The 16015-nt window shown below is 64.5% G+C and carries 12 protein-coding genes; 7 read left to right on the top strand and 5 right to left on the bottom strand.

What is annotated here, in order from left to right; genetic code table 11:
* Positions 1–21: 21 nt before the first annotated feature.
* A complete protein-coding gene (locus tag QN084_RS02255) occupies positions 22–903 on the bottom strand; it encodes a hypothetical protein (RefSeq protein WP_139126770.1) in 882 nt (293 codons plus the stop codon).
* 174 nt (positions 904–1077) lie between these two features.
* Here QN084_RS02255 and QN084_RS02250 point away from each other — a divergent pair, with 174 nt between their 5' ends.
* The 7 genes from QN084_RS02250 to QN084_RS02225 all read left to right on the top strand — a co-directional run bounded on the left by QN084_RS02250 (position 1078) and on the right by QN084_RS02225 (position 8334).
* Positions 1078–1575 (top strand): hypothetical protein, encoded by a 498-nt coding sequence (locus QN084_RS02250; protein ID WP_139126769.1) that lies wholly within the window; start codon positions 1078–1080, stop codon positions 1573–1575.
* Positions 1576–1728: 153 nt separating this feature from the next.
* A complete protein-coding gene (locus QN084_RS02245; RefSeq protein ID WP_069695099.1) occupies positions 1729–3582 on the top strand; it encodes a DUF262 domain-containing protein in 1854 nt (617 codons plus the stop codon).
* A 75-nt stretch (positions 3583–3657) separates the two neighbouring features.
* Entirely contained in the window at positions 3658–3723 is a 66-nt protein-coding gene (locus tag QN084_RS23980) for a zinc finger domain-containing protein (protein WP_352231360.1), read from the top strand.
* Positions 3724–3938: 215 nt separating this feature from the next.
* Positions 3939–5990: an ATP-binding protein gene (locus QN084_RS02240; RefSeq protein WP_069695098.1), complete on the top strand. Its 2052-nt coding sequence runs from the start codon at positions 3939–3941 to the stop codon at positions 5988–5990.
* Between the two features lie 780 nt (positions 5991–6770).
* Positions 6771–6977: a hypothetical protein gene (locus QN084_RS02235; RefSeq protein ID WP_069695096.1), complete on the top strand. Its 207-nt coding sequence runs from the start codon at positions 6771–6773 to the stop codon at positions 6975–6977.
* A 268-nt stretch (positions 6978–7245) separates the two neighbouring features.
* The gene (locus QN084_RS02230; RefSeq protein ID WP_069695095.1) at positions 7246–7740 is read left to right on the top strand and encodes a hypothetical protein; all 495 of its coding nucleotides are present in this window, start codon (positions 7246–7248) and stop codon (positions 7738–7740) included.
* A 129-nt stretch (positions 7741–7869) separates the two neighbouring features.
* A complete protein-coding gene (locus QN084_RS02225) occupies positions 7870–8334 on the top strand; it encodes a hypothetical protein (RefSeq protein ID WP_069695094.1) in 465 nt (154 codons plus the stop codon).
* A gap of 44 nt (positions 8335–8378) precedes the next feature.
* On the opposite strand, the gene QN084_RS02220 is transcribed toward QN084_RS02225, so the two are convergent.
* The 4 genes from QN084_RS02220 to QN084_RS02205 all read right to left on the bottom strand — a co-directional run bounded on the left by QN084_RS02220 (position 8379) and on the right by QN084_RS02205 (position 15777).
* Positions 8379–8891, bottom strand: a complete 513-nt coding sequence (locus tag QN084_RS02220) for a hypothetical protein (RefSeq protein ID WP_069695093.1) — start codon at positions 8889–8891, stop codon at positions 8379–8381.
* Between the two features lie 78 nt (positions 8892–8969).
* Positions 8970–12608 (bottom strand): hypothetical protein, encoded by a 3639-nt coding sequence (locus tag QN084_RS02215; protein WP_069695092.1) that lies wholly within the window; start codon positions 12606–12608, stop codon positions 8970–8972.
* Complete coding sequence (locus QN084_RS02210; protein WP_069695091.1) at positions 12605–14836, bottom strand: hypothetical protein; 2232 nt, start codon at positions 14834–14836, stop codon at positions 12605–12607. The genes QN084_RS02215 and QN084_RS02210 overlap by 4 nt, the downstream gene beginning before the upstream one ends.
* 41 nt (positions 14837–14877) lie before the next feature.
* Positions 14878–15777 (bottom strand): hypothetical protein, encoded by a 900-nt coding sequence (locus tag QN084_RS02205; RefSeq protein WP_069695090.1) that lies wholly within the window; start codon positions 15775–15777, stop codon positions 14878–14880.
* Between the last annotated feature and the right edge of the window lie 238 nt (positions 15778–16015).

The raw sequence follows: 16015 nt of genomic DNA, 5'->3' as shown, positions 1-16015 counted from the left end.
CGACGTGTGGAAATCCACGAATCATTGACCTGGCTCCCGTTCGTCGTCGCGCTTGGCCTCCTGTTCATTAAAGTACTCAGCGAGCAGGCCATCCACGATGGGGTCCATCTCGTCCATTATCTCCTGCGCCCGTTTCTCATCCTCCGACAGCTTCTCCTCGCCCTGCCACTCAAGTTCCCATGCCCGATACCTGAGCCGCAGACTCGGCCAGTCATAGGTGTCGTCGTCTGTGACCGTGGAAGCAAGCGGCTCCGGTGCCACCACACCCACTTCCGCCAGCGCCCGACGGAAGCACCAGCGCGCGTCGATGAGCCACACCCTGATCCGCGTGAGAGGGATACCAGCCAGCCAGACCTCCTCGTCGTCGGGTATGGGTAGCTCAAACAACATTGGCGGGTAGGCCTCCAGCTTCACCCGGAGCGCTTCCAGTTCGCTCTCTCCGCCCCGCCTCATCGCGAGCATCTCGTGGATCTTCTGAAGCATCGCAGCGTGTTCTGATTCCAGCAGCTCCCGCCGCGCCCGTCCCTCGGCATCCTCGCGATGCTCACTCAAGTCCCGCAGCAGGTACAGGATCCGATCCTCGTCGAGCACGGTCTTCGGTCGGTGCTCCTTTGGGAGGCTGGCCTCGGCAGTTTGCACGTGCTGGATCGCCACAAGCAGGAACGAGAGCTCGGCCTGTTGTTGCCATCCCAAGGCCACGGTCGGTACGAGGATAGGAGGATCGCCCAAGCCCCGTATCCACGGGCGCTCCGCGCAGTCTCGGCGGCGGTGTGCGTCCTCACGCGCCTGTTCGTTCTCCCGGACCAGACGCTCGTACCGCGCGCATTGCATCTCGGCTGCCTCGACCCACATCAACCCCTCGGACCACAGCTCAGGGCCCGGCCTCTTCGGTGACTTTGCCATATCAAGGATGTTCGCACGCCGCAGCCGCTGCCACGGAAACGGTCCGTATGTCGTTCGGCTCAACGGACACACGTCATGACTGCGACCGCCTTGTTCCATGGCCCTTCAACCTCCATTCGAGCCAGGCCTACGATGGAGGAGGGGAGCTCCGTCGGCCGATTGTCGGGACACGCCATGGCACCACACAACGAGACAGGGCGGGATGACCATATCCCTGGCAGTGCGACGTTGCGCCCAGGGCACCGCATCAGGGAAATCCGGCAGACCCTCCACGACCGGCAGCACCCTGTCCGGGCACGCTACCAGGTCATTCCTACGCACCGTCCGCCCGCCTGCGGTGCACCACCCTTTGCTGCTCCGGCTTCGGATGAATATCAGGTCCACCTATACATGCGGTCCCGCAGCGGGGACGTGAAGGTACGCGTTGCCGCGGCCAGAGAGGCCATAGCAACCTCGCCCCACGTGTGGGAGGACCTTGCCGCCGATGGCGTGCGCGAATGGGTAGAGCCTTCGATCGAGGACGATGCGCTGTTGGCGGCCGCCCTTGTCTCCCTGGGAGCATTGAACGTCGAAGAACGCCCCTACTTTGGAAAATTCGTGGCCGAACGGACCTACGAGATGCTGATGGACGCAGAAGAGGCTTACTGGCACCGATTCTTCCGCCGGCGCTGACCGATTGCACGGCGAATCAGCGGCTCATCCCTGGATAGTTCAGGCCGAGCACCTGGCAAAGAAGGCGGCCCTCAAGCCAGCATTGCGAAAATGGATAATGACAACCTTGTGTGTCTCAACTCGGATCTTGGGGTGCCGCGTAGAGTGTGGCCCATGGGACACAAAGAGCCGATGTCGATCGCAAAGGCGCTGCGACAGATCCAGGAGAACAAGCTCATACTTCCGGCAATCCAGCGAGAGTACGTCTGGAAACCTACCCAGATCATCCGGGTGTTCGACTCCATCATGCGCGGTTACCCGGTTGGGAGCTTCCTCTCGTGGAAGGTGCTGCCGGCGACAGTCAGCGAGTTCAAGTTCTACGGATTCATGAAGGACTACAGCGCTTTCAACAATCGCCACAACCCAGTGGTCGACATACCCACCGACCGTGAAGTCATCGCGGTCCTTGACGGTCAGCAGAGACTGACGTCCCTCAATATCGGACTTCGAGGTACCTACGCCTATAAGGTCCATGGCGGCTGGGCGAACAAGCCATGGTCCTACCCGGAGCGTCGTCTCTACCTGAACCTTCTGGATGAAGCCCCCGAGAATGAGCTCGGCCTCAAGTACCACTTCCAATTCCTGACCAAAACCGACATCGACGCAGCGGCAGCCGACAAGAGCAAGTCGTGGCTTCCGGTATCCGAGATCTTCGACGCAGCCGAACCTTCAGCAATGATGATGATTCCGGCGAAGTACGGCGTCGGGAACAACCTGAAAGCAATGGAGCTCGCATCTAAGCTCTGGGAGGCGATCCACCACAGCGCGAGCCTCCATTTCTATGAAGAAGACGTGCAGGACATTGAACGTGTCCTCGACATCTTTGTGCGAGTCAACTCCGGCGGCACCGTCCTCTCCTACAGCGACCTGCTCCTGTCCATCGCCACAGCGCAATGGGAGGGTGACGCCCGTGCCGCTGTCCATGGCCTGGTGGACTCCCTAAACCAGACGGGAAACGGGTTCAACTTCTCCCGGGACACGATCCTGAAATCGGGACTGGTGCTTGCGGACATCGGTGACATCGGGTTCAAGGTCAAAAACTTCAGCACGCCCAACATGGCCAAGCTCGAGGCCGGCTGGGATGTCATGAGTACATCCCTCCATGTTGCAGTCGGACTTCTTAGCGATTTCGGTCTGTCCGGCGGTGCACTCACCGCGGACAGCGTCCTCATCCCGGTTGCGTATTACGTGCATCGCCGGAAACTCGGACACGCATACCGTGAGTCACCTGCGTCCCGCCAAGATCGTGAAGCTCTTCGGTCATGGGTTCTGCGGTCCCTCATCGTCCGCGGTGTCTGGGGTTCTGGCCTGGACACCTTGCTTCGTGACCTGCGCGAGGTCATCAAGGCGCAGGGTGCCTCGGGGTTCCCGGTCGCAGCAATCGAGCAGGCGATGGCACTTCGCGGCAAGTCGCTCGCAGTCACAGATGCCCTGGTCGACGACATCCTGACCCTGGAGTACGGGAAAGCCCGAACCTTTGCAGTGCTTGCAGCCCTGTTCCCGCATGTTGACACGCGCAACCTGTTCCACGTCGACCATGTATTTCCGGCCGCGCGGGTCAACAAGAAAGTACTGGCGCGTCTCAAGAACCCCGACGGCACACCGCTGTTCACCCCGGAATCCATCGAGGAGCTTGTCTCAAAGCGGGACCGCCTGCCGAACCTGCAGCTGCTCCCAGGGCTCGAAAACATCGGCAAGTCTGACAAAGCGCCGGACGACTGGCTTGCTGCGGAGTATCCATCCCCGGATAATCGAAGCGCATTCCTCGAACGACATGCCCTGCCGTCGCCGCTACCGCACTCCGTTGACGAGTTCACCGCATTCTTCGAGCAACGGCGCGCGAATCTCACGGCCCGTATCTGGATGATGTTCAAGATCAGCGGCCCGGAACCAATCGGAACTCCCACAGCCCCTCAGCTTGCTGACCTGGATGAGGAACTAGCTGAAGGCGACTACGAGGATGACTGACAGAAGGGCTGGTTTTCCCTAGGTCTAAGTGTCTATGGGCTCGCTGGGCACCCCTGCAAGCGATGCGCAACGCCGATCATACGCGAACGTTTCATGAATCGTTCGAGTCATTTTTGCCCGGTTTGCCAGCGAAATCGCTAGATTGATTCGCTCGTGGGGGCCGATGAGCATGCGGTGATCGAAGGGCGCGCGACCGTCACGCTGGGGATCCGGACGTGGCCGTGCTCGACTGCTCTTCCCATTGATATTCATGTCTTGCCGGTCGAGTGGTTGAGTCAGACTGGAACGAGGCATTACAAGTTCCACGTCAGTGGTCGCGGCTACTGTCATAACATCGAACGAACGGAGGAGGGACCATGGCGCTGAAGACATCGCTGGCAGGGCGGGTGCGGAACACGACACTGCCGAAAACCCATGCGCTGCTCCCGCTCCACGAGGCGGTCGTCAACGGTATCCAGGCGATCGACGCGCGGTTCCCCGACGATGCTGCTGGCCGAGGGCGTCTCACCGTCCGGATTCACCGGGAGCAGCAGGGCGCGTTCGACCTTAGCGCGGGCGCTCCTGGCCGCGCACCGCTCAAGATCATCACCGGCTTCAGCGTCGAGGACAACGGCATCGGGTTCACGCCCGACAACATGACGTCCTTCGAGACGCTCGACAGCGACTACAAGGCCGGTATCGGCTGCCGCGGCGTGGGCCGGCTCCTCTGGCTCGTGGCGTTCGATCGCGTCGAGGTGCGCAGCGCCTACTACGAAGGTGGGACCCTTGCGGGACGTCAGTTCAGGTTCTCGGTCAGTCAGGACGTCGTGCGCGACGACGCGCCCGACGGACTGACCGATGCCGGCAGCTCTGTGTGTCTGGAAGGCTTCAAGAAGCCGTACCAGCAGAGCGCGGCGAAGACGGTTGAGGCCATCGCGCGCGAAATCTTCGAGCACTGTATCTGGTACTTCCTCCGCGACGGCGGCGCTCCCGACGTGTTCGTGTCTGACGACGATGAAACGTTCTCACTCAAGGACTTTGTCGAAGAGCTCGGGCACTCCGAGACCGCAGCGTCGTTCGAGGTCAAGGGTCAGACGTTCGAGATGCTCAACCTCCGCCTCAAGACTTCGGCCCGCAACGCGACGCCGCGCCTGCACTGGTGCGCCGCGAACCGGGTCGTCAAAGACGAGAGCATCGCGGGGAAGCTGCCGGGCCTCTACGCGCGCATGAAAGACGGCACCTCAACTGAGTTCACCTACGTCTGCTACCTGTCCTCGACCTACCTAAACGACCACGTCAGGGCCGACCGTACGGACTTCGACCTGCCGGAGCGCATGGCGGGCGACGCCCTGATCGACGAGCCGACGCTCGACGACATCCGAACAGGCGTCCTGCAGGAGGTCTCGAAGGCGCTGATCGAGCCGCTGGCATCGGCGCAGGTCGCGAGCAAGGAGCGGATCCACCAATACGTGAGCACCAAGGGGCCGAAGTACCGCCCGCTCATGAAGCGCATCGAATCAGCCGGGATCGTCGTGGACCCGTCGATGAAGGACACAGACCTCGAAATGGAGCTGCACAAGCATGCCCAGAGGATCGAAACCGATTTGTTGGCAGAGGGCCAGGCCGTGTTCGCGGATTCAAGCGGCGACAAGCCCGAAGACTACGACGAGCGCCTCGCCAAGTACCTTGAGATGGTGAAGGAGTTCAACCAGTCCGACCTGGCGAACTACGTCGCCCGACGACGAACGACCCTCGACATCCTCGCGAAACTCATCGAGTCGGACGGCAACGGCAAGTACGCCCGCGAGGACCGTATCCATGAGCTGCTTTTCCCGATGCGGCAGGACTCGAACGAGGTCGGGGTCGACGCGTCAAACCTCTGGATCCTCGACGAGCGGCTCGTCTTCCACGACTACCTCGCGTCCGACAAGACGCTCAAGAACATGCCCGTCACGGACGATGCCTCGACAAGCAGACCAGACATTCTGGCAACCCGGGTGCTCGAGCCGGACTTGCCTGTGCTCGCGTCCGAAGGGCAGAAGCTGCCGCTGCAGTCGATCGTCGTCGTCGAGCTAAAGCGACCCATGCGCAATGATGCGACGGCGGAGGATAAGAACCCCATCGCACAGTGCCTCGACTACGTCGCCCGCGTCCGTGAGGGCAAGGCGGCGACTGCAACTGGGCGACCGATCCCGTCGAGCGCGCAGGAGCCGCCGGCTTTCTGCTACGTCATCGCGGACCTGACGCCGACGATGGAGCGCATGTGCAAGCTGTCGGGCCTGACCAAGACACATGACGGGCTCGGGTACTTCGGCTACATCGAGCCCTACAAGGCCTACATCGAAGTCATCAGCTTCGACGGTCTCGTAAATGCGGCCACAGAGCGGAACAGGGCGTTCTTCGATAGGCTCGGCCTGCCGTCGAGCTAGGCGACGATCAGCGATATGCTCCTCCGCCAAGCACGGCTGCATGTCCGATGTTGTGGGACCTGATCGTGAACACCCCCGTCGATCATTTGTTCCCCTCCAGCAACAGCTGCGCGGCCTCTGGCAGTTGCGGTGTTCTGTGCGACCGACACCTGGAAGTCGTCGCCTATCTTGAGCACCAAAGACTCGAGCATTCTGAGGAGCTGGACGTACGACTGCCTGTGCGCGCTCACGTCGCTAGGGTCGGCGTTGGTCCCGTGCGCATACCTGTTGCGGAGGCCGTAGTTAGCCTGCCGTTGTCTTCAGCCTTCTTCGCGTTCTCGGGGCCGGCACGCCATCTACGAAGTGGATTCGGCCGAGTCCCACTACAATGACGCACTGATGACAAGACTTCGGCCTCAACAGAAACTGATGGATCAATGACACCTCGTCCGCGCCGCGCTTGGCAGGCCGCAGCAAAAGCCAAGCAGGAGTCCAAAGAACTAGGACAGCTACACCCCGTTGAACCAGCATCACGCCGCAGCGATGGCTCACCCAAAATAGGTCCAGGCCAGGTTTACGTGGTGAGCTCAGGTAAGGTCTTCCACCCTGCTTGGTGCAACTCAGTGGGCAATGTCTGGGACGACAACCCCAAAAGGCTGCTGGTCGTCGACGAATCCGGTGTTGGCAGCCGGAAGGCCTGCAAAGCCTGCGACGAACCTCTTCAGGCCTAACCTCGGTCTTGGCCTGCGTTCAGACGAAAGCTCCTGACCAGGTCGACCAGTGCTGATGGACAATGGGCTCATGCCTACTGCATCCGCCGCCCAGACCACTGTCCACCATTTCTACGCCCGTCCCGAAGACCTGTTGCCCGTCTGCGGTGCCGTCCCCGGTCCAGACGGCCCGGAATGGCACACCGGGCACAGCGCCGACGTCCTCGTGACCTTCGCGGCCGAGAGCCACGCCTGCTGCTCCCTGTGCCTGGAGTTGTCCCTGTCGTCTCCTGATTGACATGTGCAAGGTGGTACATGTGGTACGTGGTCTGCCATACTGGTAGAGAAAACAGGTATACGAGTGGAAATCCCGCTCAGCCCCGGCTGAGCAGATCGTCCGTCCAGGCGGGCGTGGATGGTCCAGCTTCGGCTCCCGGGCGTGGCCTGGGAACGGGGGCTCGGGGAAACGGTTCTGAACTGTGGAGCCGAGACGCTGAACCCTTCCGAACACTCATTGCCTGGACACAGAGCCAGGACGACAGGACCGACGAAAAGGACGAGAAGCCATGAACATCACCAGGACCGCACACGTGACGCGGACCAATCTGGCCGCGACCGCGGCGGCCCTGGCATGCGCCGCGCTCGTGCTCACCGGCTGCAGCAGCTCCGGCGGAGACGGGCGGTACTTCGCCACCTCCGAGGGCCAGAATGGCGACATCGTCGTGGTGGACGGCGACCAGATCACCTACTTCGACACTGCCAGCCGCCAGGACCTCGCCTGCAACTCCATCAACTCTGTCCTCGATGACCCGAAGGCGGCCGCCGCGAAGGGTGAGCTCGAGGACGCCTACACCGTCCGCGGCACCGGCAAGATCAATGAGTCCAAGTCTTCCGTGGACTGGACCGAGGCTGGGCGCAGCACCACCGAAACCGGCTCGATCAGCTTCGGCAAGGACAAGTCGACCATGGAGTTCGTCTTCTCCAACGGTGTCAACGACGTCGTGCTCGTGCCCGTCGACAGCGAGCAGGGCAAGGCCGTCAAGACCAAGTACTGCGGTTGAGGAGGCTGACCTCTTGACTGCCCCCATCCACCTGCAGCACCAGAGCCCCGTGGACCACGCGTCCGCGGGGCTCTGCCTTTTCTTTTCCGGGACGCACCCGTGCACCGGACAGGATGCAGGAGGTCGGGTATGACGCGCATCGGGCCGATCAGGTATTACAAGGAGCGGGTGGCGTACCCCAGCGACGAGCAGCTGCGTGCGGCAAGAGCCACCTGGGACTTCGATGACATCCGCCGGCCGACGGACGATGTCGACTGCACGCACATCCACCTGATCGAGGTCTCGGGCCACAACGCGCGGGAGCGGCGGCGGCTCGAGGAGGAGAAGCTTGGCAGGTTCTTCGACTACATCGGCGACCGTCCCGGCTTCCGGGTGCTCACCCACCAGAAGAAACCGGACTCGGACACCTCGGCCTTCGTCTCGCACGAGATCGTCTACGTCATCGAGTCTCGGCCGACCAGGGGCTACGCCAAGCTGACCCTGCGCTCGGAGCTTCCGCGCAGCGGGACCGCCGGTGCCGTTTCGGACATCTTCAGCGCCGAAGGAATCGATCGCATCTCGCGGATCTTCGACAAAGGACCCAGGAGGGACTGAACCGGGGCGCTGGGGGCCTCTTGCGTCTGACTGCTGACTATCTCTTACGGGCCCTGCAGCCGTCCGCCCTTCAGGCGCAGCGCCCGATACTCCTCGACCGTCTCCGGAGGCCGTCCGTACTTCGGCGCGTGAGCCTTGATGAAATCGATCTCGGCCCAAACGTCGCGATGCCGGATCCGCGACCTGGCCAGCACCGCCAGGGCGGTTAAAGAAACCAACACGTTGGCCAGCCACCACAGCATGGCCACGAGGACCGCCGCCTGGACCAGGCCCCGACCAGAAGAGCCCGCCGGCGCTGCCAGGGCCGTCGAACTGCCCAAGACCATGCAGCCGAGCAGGAGCCCGGCCACCCAGCCTTCCGTCGGCACCCGCCGGCGTGCCAGGTCATCGGGGCTGTCCCGATCGCGGACCAGCCGCAGCGCCTCGCGCGCGAAGAGCACAGCCGCCAGCGCAGCCAGGCAGTTCACCCCCAGCTCGCGCGCCCCCTCGAGCCACCACCGGCCCGAGTGCCACCAGCCCCGCGGGAACTCGTCGCGCGCCTTGACTCGCAGATTCATCCATTCCGTCCCTTCTCCGCCGACAGACCAAGGGCGGCGCACCCCTTGTCGGAGTGCGCCGCCCTCATCACCATCGGATCAGTCCTTCGGGTCCTCAGCCGACCTCTTCCGCGACACGGGACCGTCCGTACGCTTCGGAGCCGGGTCCGCCGTCCGTCGCGTCCGGGCCGGAGCCTGTTGCGACGGCTGCTGAACCGGGACCTTCGGAGCCTGTACCGGAGCCTGCGATGCCGAACGGCGTCCGCTACCCGGCACCGGCTGGACGCCCTGGCTGCCCTGAGCACCGCCGGTGACCCGGCCGCCGACACGAGGCTGGGCCGGAGCCGGAGCCGGAGCCGGAGCCTGCGGCCGCTGACCGGGCTTGCCCTGCACCTGCGTCCGAGCGCCGGTGCGGGGCTGGACCGGAGCCCGATGGGCACCGCTCTGGCCGGTCGGAACCTGGACAGGAGCCTGCGGACTGCGGCGCTGGCTGCCGCCCTTCTGCGGAGCCCCGGAGCCCGCCTGCACAGCACGGGAACCGGAACCGGCCTTGGCCTGCGGCTGCTGGCCCTCGGCGGCCCGGGTCGCGCGGGTGCCCGGAACGACCGGAATGCCCGGGACCGCGGCGGCGACGGGATTCACCTGCGCGGGCCCGCCGGTACCCGCGGTGAAACGTGGGATCTGGCCCGAGGATGCCGGAGCCGACTGCTGGCCCGTGCCGAACTGCGCCGGAGCCGACTGACCGGTGACCGCCTTGCGGCCGCCGCCGGTGTGTGCACCGCTGTCGGTGCCGCCAGGAAGCCCGTCATGCTTCTGACCCTGGGCCTGACCCTGGCCCGGCTGCCCGGTACCAGGAGCACCCTGCACGCCGCCAAGCCCGAAGCTCGTCTGGCCGCCAGTGGCCTGGCCACCCCGAGAGGAAGGACCCTGGCCGCCGCGGCCGCCGGTGCCCTGCTGACCGGGCTGCTGACCCTGGCCGGTGCTGTAACCGAGATTCGACAGGCCACCCTTGCTGCTCAGAGTCTGCGCGGTCTCCTTGTCGGAGCGGGAACTCCCCGCCTTGCCGCCCGTGAGCTGCAGAGGACCGCCCTTGTCGCCAGGACCCTCAGGACCACCAGCGGACGGGCTACGGCCGCCACTGTCACCACCGCCGCCGGGAACCGGACCGGGACCGGCCGGGCTGCCGCCGTCGGGGCCGACCTCCGGGCCGTCGTTCGGACCGGCCGCCAGGGCCAGCACACCCTTCCCGGGAGCAAGAGACTTCTGCTCGCCGTTCAGGCCGCCGGCGTTGGTCGACGAACCCTTGCCGCCACCGGGGGTACCGCCGGGCTTCGTAGCCCCGCTGCCGCCGAGCTTGCCGCCGACGCCCGAGGCGAGCTTGTTGCCCATGGCCATGCCCGCTCCAGCCCCGGCCCCCGCGGCCAGCGCGGGGAGCATGCCGCTCTTGTCCGGCTTCGGCGCGGTGTTGGTCTCGAGGAACTTGTCAACCAGCTTGGTGAAGACCTCGTCCATTGCCTGCAGCACGACCTTGCGCACCCGCAGAAGCGCGAGGGTGATGCCGATGATGAGCAGCGAGGAGATCAGGGTCAGGATGACCACGATGATCCCGCCGAGCATGCCCGAGCCCCACAGGCCGTCCTGGGACATCCAAGCCGACACCGGTCCGGAGATGATGTCCGGAATCGAGATCAGCAGCTCCGAGACGAACTGATAGATGAACAGCGTCACCAGCACCTCGAGGATCAGCGCGACCGAATACACGATCACCTTGCTGATCGCGGCGATCGCGCCCAGCGTGGCGAACGGCACCGCGGCCACGAGGCTGAAGGTGCGCTTGACCGCGCCCACCAGCATGCCGATGGCGTACCAGAAGCCGAGCAGGACCATGCTGCCAAGGACAACCCCGGCGTTCTGCCAGTACATGAACTTCGCCGGGCCCGTGCCGACCTGGCTGACTGCCATGTGGTCCTCGCGGGTCAGGCCGCTGGTGACGTTGTTCGAGCTGTACATCGTCATCGAATCGGGACCGAAGCCGGTGTTCAGGTAGTTGTACGCCGACAGTGCCGACATGTTGCAGGCGACCGGGGCGTCGTCCGCCCAGACCGAGAACCCGCAGCCGTGCTTGGTGCCCTGGGTCGAGAAGCTCGTCGTGTTCCCGCCCGGGTTCGAGGAGGTCAGGCCCTTGCCGCCGACCGCCAGCACCGGGTGGTTGGTCGGGATGTAGTCCGACTCGCCGTGCCCGCCGAAGTTGTCGCTGTCACCGTAGGACTTTTTGTCGATGAACCACTCCTTCTTCACGTCGCTGCTGACCGGCAGGTTGGTGATCGCACTCTTGATGCCCGACTCGAAGTCCGACGCCGAGGTGATCTGGCCCGAGATGTAGCTGTTGAGCATGCCGAAGGTCGCACCCACCGCATTGAAGTCACCCGTGGGGCTGCCCTCCATGCCGACCAGGCTGTTCTTCCAGGCCGTCTCGGCGTTGGTCGCGCCGGGGCCCACGCTGATGTCGCGGAAGGTCGAGCCGTGCGCCTGCTTGTTGATCGCCAGTGCAGTCGTGCGCACCGACATCATCGCGTGGTTGCTGGCCTGGCCGTTGTCCCAGGCAATGACGGCCTCGTCGGGGACGCCGAGCCGGTCGTTCATCATCCAGGCCTCGAAGTCCACGTAGGTGGAGAGCACCACGCGCGTCGGGCCGGCGTGCTGGCCCAGCAGCGAGTCGTCGAACTTGTCCAGGACGCCGGTGTACAGCGAGCCCAGCAGCGGCAGGCCCACGCCGATGAAGACGACGCGCACGACGAGCTTCTTGATCGCCGAGCCACGGTCCATCTTCTTGAACAGCACCAGGCCGATGATCAGGAACCCGATGAAGAGGGGGACCAACGCCTCCCAGGCGATGGACTGCAGCAGGCCGTACCAGCTCGCGATCCAGTGCTGCAGTCCCGCCAGGGCACCACCGCCGGCCTGGCCGCCGGTCATCCCCTCGGCGAGGTCCTGCTGGTGGGCGCTGTTCGTGTTGCCGCCGGAGTCCGCGACGCCGGCGACCGCCTGGTAGAACCACATAAACGGATTCAGCACCTTCAGCAGCTGGATGATGAGGTAGAACAGCGTGCCCACGGCCAGCGCCATCGCATAGAGCAGCCAGATCGCGCCGCCGCCGATGAGCGCAAGGATCTGGCCGCCGATGCCCGAGGACATCGTGTCCAGACCGAGGTCGGCGTTGGCCGCGCCGAAGTGGGCGTAGTCCACCATGCCGGCGTAGACGTTGGTGCCGCTGCCACTGGCCGTCCCATTCAGCGTGTCGTAGCCGATGGTCTGCGTGGAGCCTGTCGCCTCTGCGAAGAGCCAGCCGACCACGTTGAAGAGGCTGAACTCGGGGTCGGCGTAGCCGAGCATGTTGCCGCCCGTCGCCGGGTCGGCGGTGATCGCCCGCCAGTCCTCGTTCATCCGCTCCTCGGGCTTGTCCTTGCCCTCGGGGGAGTTCTCCTGGCTGAAGTACGTCGAGGCGTTCGACGCCAGCTGGTACAACGAGTAGTTGTCGCGCTCCTCGTCGTCGGCAGCATGCGCCGACGGCGCGAACACCGTCATCAGCAGCGGCACGACCAGTGCCACGAGCAGCAGCAGGGCCAGGACGCGCACCAGCCCGCCCCGGGCAGTCGCCGCGGCCCGGGCCCGCGCCGCGAGCGTAATGGTCCCGTTCATCTTTCCCTCCCTGTCCGTCGTGTCCGTGATGGCCGTCATGACTTGCCCAGCTTCTGCGGAGCGCTCCCGGCCTTCTTCCTGGCCTTCCTGCGGTCGGCCCGTCCCACCAGGTCCTCGGAGCGGTCCTCCTCGGACTCCACGCTCTGGCGGGCGCTGGTGAGTTTCGCGCCGGGGGCCGGCTTGTCCTTCATCAGCTGGTCCATCCGGGCCGCCTCGTCGGCCTTGGCGGCCTCCAGGCGCACCTGCCTGCGCTGGGCTTCGCGGAAGGGGTTGATCCCCAGCGCGAGGTCGAGGTGGAAGACCACGTTCGACACATCCCGGCGCAGGTAGGTGAGGTTCTCACCCTTGGTCGTGATGAGCTGGGCGAGGTCCGGCGGGATCTGCTGGTGCAGCTGCTTCTGGTACTCCGCCACCGTGCGGTCCCGCATCGGTCCGAAGAGCGTGTAATCCGCGGCGTCGAACTTGTTGAAGTCCGAGTCCGCGAGCATCTTGTCGACGTCGTTGTAGCTGTAGACCACGCGGCCGCCGCGCTCGTGCATGTGGTCGAACTGGTCGCGCAGGTACTTCTTGACGCGGTCGTCGATCTGCTCGGTGCCGTGGATCACCACAGTGTCCCCGAGCCCGAGCTTGCCGACAGCGAAGCCGACGATGTTGACCAACTGGGCCATGGCCACGCCCTTGCCGCGGCGCATCAGCCGCGAGAAGTCGTAGACCACGCGCCGCGCGTCCCGGACCCCGTCCACGGCCGAAGCCGTGTGGTTGTTGAACAGGTCGCCGTTCGTGCTGAGCATCGTGTTCGCGATGCCGCGCAGCACGTTGTACGCCCGCAGCTGGTCGGGGTCGGTCTTGCTCGAGTTCAGCAGGGCCTTGTGCGCGGTGTCGAGGTACGAGACGAACATCTGCAGCCGCGGCACCTGCTCGTGCGGGATGTTGACCACGCGCAGCCGGTGGCGCTGGTCCTTGGCGTTGTGCCGCCACATGCCCTGCTCGACGTAGAAGTCCGTTGCGGTGTCTTCCAGCGCGCTGCGGATGATCGAGGCCACCGAACCGTCAGTCGACTCATAGAGCTGCTCGAACATCAGCTTGAGCTTCTCCATCTGCGCGGCGAAGACCGTCAGCTCGTCGTCCTCGTCGCCGAACATCTCGAAGGGGTTGACGTCGCCGCGGTTCAGGTCCACCCGCGAGGTCAGCCGCTCGAACGTCGGACCCAGTTTGTCCAGGTCCGCCCCGTCCAGCACGAGGTGGACCACCGAGCCGTTGCCGAGCATGCAGGCCTGCGAGAGCTTCGAGCACCACATGTTCGACACGCGCTGGCGGTCCAGGTACTCGCTCAGCGTCGCGTCGGCCACGACGACGTGGTGCTCGTACCGGTTCACGTCCATGAGCACGGCCGAGTTGTTGACGTCGCCGACCATGTAGCCGACGTACTCGCCGCCGCGGTCATTCAGGCCGTTGGTCACCAGCGAGTACGAGCCCGCGAGCTCGGTCGAAGTGAAGTGGAAGCCCTTGCCGCGCTTCTTCTCGTTGTTCTTGAACAGGCCCGAGAGCTCCTGGCGCTGCTCGCCGGCGTACGCCGCCGCCTTCAGCGTTCCGAAGCGGTCGATGTACAGGCGCGTGACGCGGTCGACTGAGTCGTCCAGCGTCTCCAGGTCCGGGGCCTTGAGAAACAGCCTGTTGTGCACCGACAGGTAGCTCGCGCCGTCCTGGATCTCGCCGATGGTGACCTCCAGGTCGGAGGAGATCTTCGCGGCCTTGCGCTTGGAGGAGGTCGTGCCGGTCTCCTCCTGCTCGTTCGCGTCGAGGCGGTCGAGCTTCTCAGACTGCTTCGTGAACGAGTCCACCCACTTCTCGTCCATCCGGCGCACCTGCTCCAGGACCACCGCGGTGACGCGCTCGTCGAGTCCGTCCGGGATCCGGTCGATGCCCCAGAAGGCTGCGAAGTTGTCGTGGGCAGCGTCGTCGTGGAAGAACGCGAGCACGCACGCCACAGAGCCATCGACCTCGAAGTAGTCGGAGCGGAAGACGTACTTCTCCCGTGGCTTGAGGGCCAGCAGGTGCGGATACGAGTCGAACCGCCCCTCCAGCTTCTTCATCTCCTGGCGGCGCAGCCACCAGTTCTTCTTCTGCTCGGCCACCTCGGCCTGCTCGGGAGCACCCTCGAAGGCAGCCTCCAGTTCGTCCACGCCCGGCACGCCCGTCGCGTCCCCGCCCCGGGGCTTCTTCCCCGGGATGCCCAGCTGCGCGCGGGCCTTCGTCATCAGCGCCATGTCACCCTTCGTCCTTCCTTTGTTCGTCCAGCTCGGCCCGGTCAGCCCAGTGATGCCTTGAGAGAGTGCAGTTCGTCGTCGATGCCTTGGTAGAAGACCCGCAGCATGGGTTCGGTCTCCTCGCGGTCAAGGACCGTCGCCTCCTTGATCATCAGCGCGGACCCCTCGACCTCGGCCTGCAGCACCATGTGCGCCCGGCGCAGGGCGTCAGCGCTCTTGCCCTTGAGCAGCAGGTACTGGTGGATCGAGGTGAACTTGCCGCCGACGTGCTGCGTGAGGATGTCGTACTGCTCGTTCTGCAGCTCGATCAGATCGGGATCGCGGACCTCCAGGGCGTGGTTGCGGTGCTCAAGCGAGGCCACCTGGTGGTAGATCCTCTGGGGTTCCTTCGTAGTGATGAAGGCCCACTCGCAGTTCGTGTCGATCTTGCGCCAGAAGGCGTCGACCCGGTCCAGGATCGCGATGCGGTCCTCATCGAAGAGCAGGTAAGACGCCGAGCCGACGACCAGATACACCTGTCCCTCGCCGCCGTCAGAGAAGTGGATTCGGCCATCCTCTTCGATGCCGTCGATGCCGACGATCGAGTAGAAGTCGCTCGGGTCCGAGCTGCGGCGGGTGAAGACGTTGCGCGCCCGGGGAGGGGCATACGCCAGCAGGGCGGGCACGTTCATCGCCCGCAGCTCCTTGGTCTTGGTCATCCCGCCGAAGTAGACGATCAGTGCCAGGCCCCAGATGACGAAGAGCGTGATGAACACCGGCCCCGAGCTCGCCACGAAGGTCTGCGTCACCGCCCACAGCAGCGCCAGCACGCCCCCGCCGAAGAAGAACAGCTGCTTGATGGGGGAGGGCTTGGCCGCCCAGCCACCCTTGCTGAGCGTGATCTCGTGGTCAAGGAACGACCTGTTGAGGCTCGTCGGCACCTTATACGACATCTTCGCCATGAATCTCTCCCTGCTACCACCACTGGTCTGTCTGCGCCTGTCCGAATGCCCTCATAGATGAGGGATACATAGCCACTCTACCTTAGATAGACCTATCGAATCGAGCGCGACTGACGCACAAATGGCACCGCCCGGCGACTCGAAAGTTCGATCCGATGCCGTCGGACGGTGCCGTATAACGCTGATGTAAGTGGCGGGGCAGTCTATCTGACTGATCGGTGAATGCTTATTCAGCGGT

It is taken from the genome of Paenarthrobacter sp. R1 (assembly GCF_030264015.1).
In the GTDB taxonomy this organism is placed as follows: domain Bacteria; phylum Actinomycetota; class Actinomycetes; order Actinomycetales; family Micrococcaceae; genus Arthrobacter; species Arthrobacter ureafaciens.
This window is presented reverse-complemented; position numbering and strand designations above follow the sequence as displayed.

What these genes read in the sequence shown, in the direction of transcription:
- QN084_RS02220 (WP_069695093.1), bottom strand. Translation starts at nt 8,891, where the DNA reads ATGAATCTGCGAGTCAAGGCGCGCGACGAGTTCCCGCGGGGCTGGTGG.
- QN084_RS02240 (WP_069695098.1), top strand. Translation starts at nt 3,939, where the DNA reads ATGGCGCTGAAGACATCGCTGGCAGGGCGGGTGCGGAACACGACACTG.
- QN084_RS02225 (WP_069695094.1), top strand. Translation starts at nt 7,870, where the DNA reads ATGACGCGCATCGGGCCGATCAGGTATTACAAGGAGCGGGTGGCGTAC.
- QN084_RS02210 (WP_069695091.1), bottom strand. Translation starts at nt 14,836, where the DNA reads ATGGCGCTGATGACGAAGGCCCGCGCGCAGCTGGGCATCCCGGGGAAG.
- QN084_RS02250 (WP_139126769.1), top strand. Translation starts at nt 1,078, where the DNA reads ATGGCACCACACAACGAGACAGGGCGGGATGACCATATCCCTGGCAGT.
- QN084_RS02235 (WP_069695096.1), top strand. Translation starts at nt 6,771, where the DNA reads ATGCCTACTGCATCCGCCGCCCAGACCACTGTCCACCATTTCTACGCC.
- QN084_RS02245 (WP_069695099.1), top strand. Translation starts at nt 1,729, where the DNA reads ATGGGACACAAAGAGCCGATGTCGATCGCAAAGGCGCTGCGACAGATC.
- QN084_RS02215 (WP_069695092.1), bottom strand. Translation starts at nt 12,608, where the DNA reads ATGACGGCCATCACGGACACGACGGACAGGGAGGGAAAGATGAACGGG.
- QN084_RS02255 (WP_139126770.1), bottom strand. Translation starts at nt 903, where the DNA reads ATGGCAAAGTCACCGAAGAGGCCGGGCCCTGAGCTGTGGTCCGAGGGG.
- QN084_RS02230 (WP_069695095.1), top strand. Translation starts at nt 7,246, where the DNA reads ATGAACATCACCAGGACCGCACACGTGACGCGGACCAATCTGGCCGCG.
- QN084_RS02205 (WP_069695090.1), bottom strand. Translation starts at nt 15,777, where the DNA reads ATGGCGAAGATGTCGTATAAGGTGCCGACGAGCCTCAACAGGTCGTTC.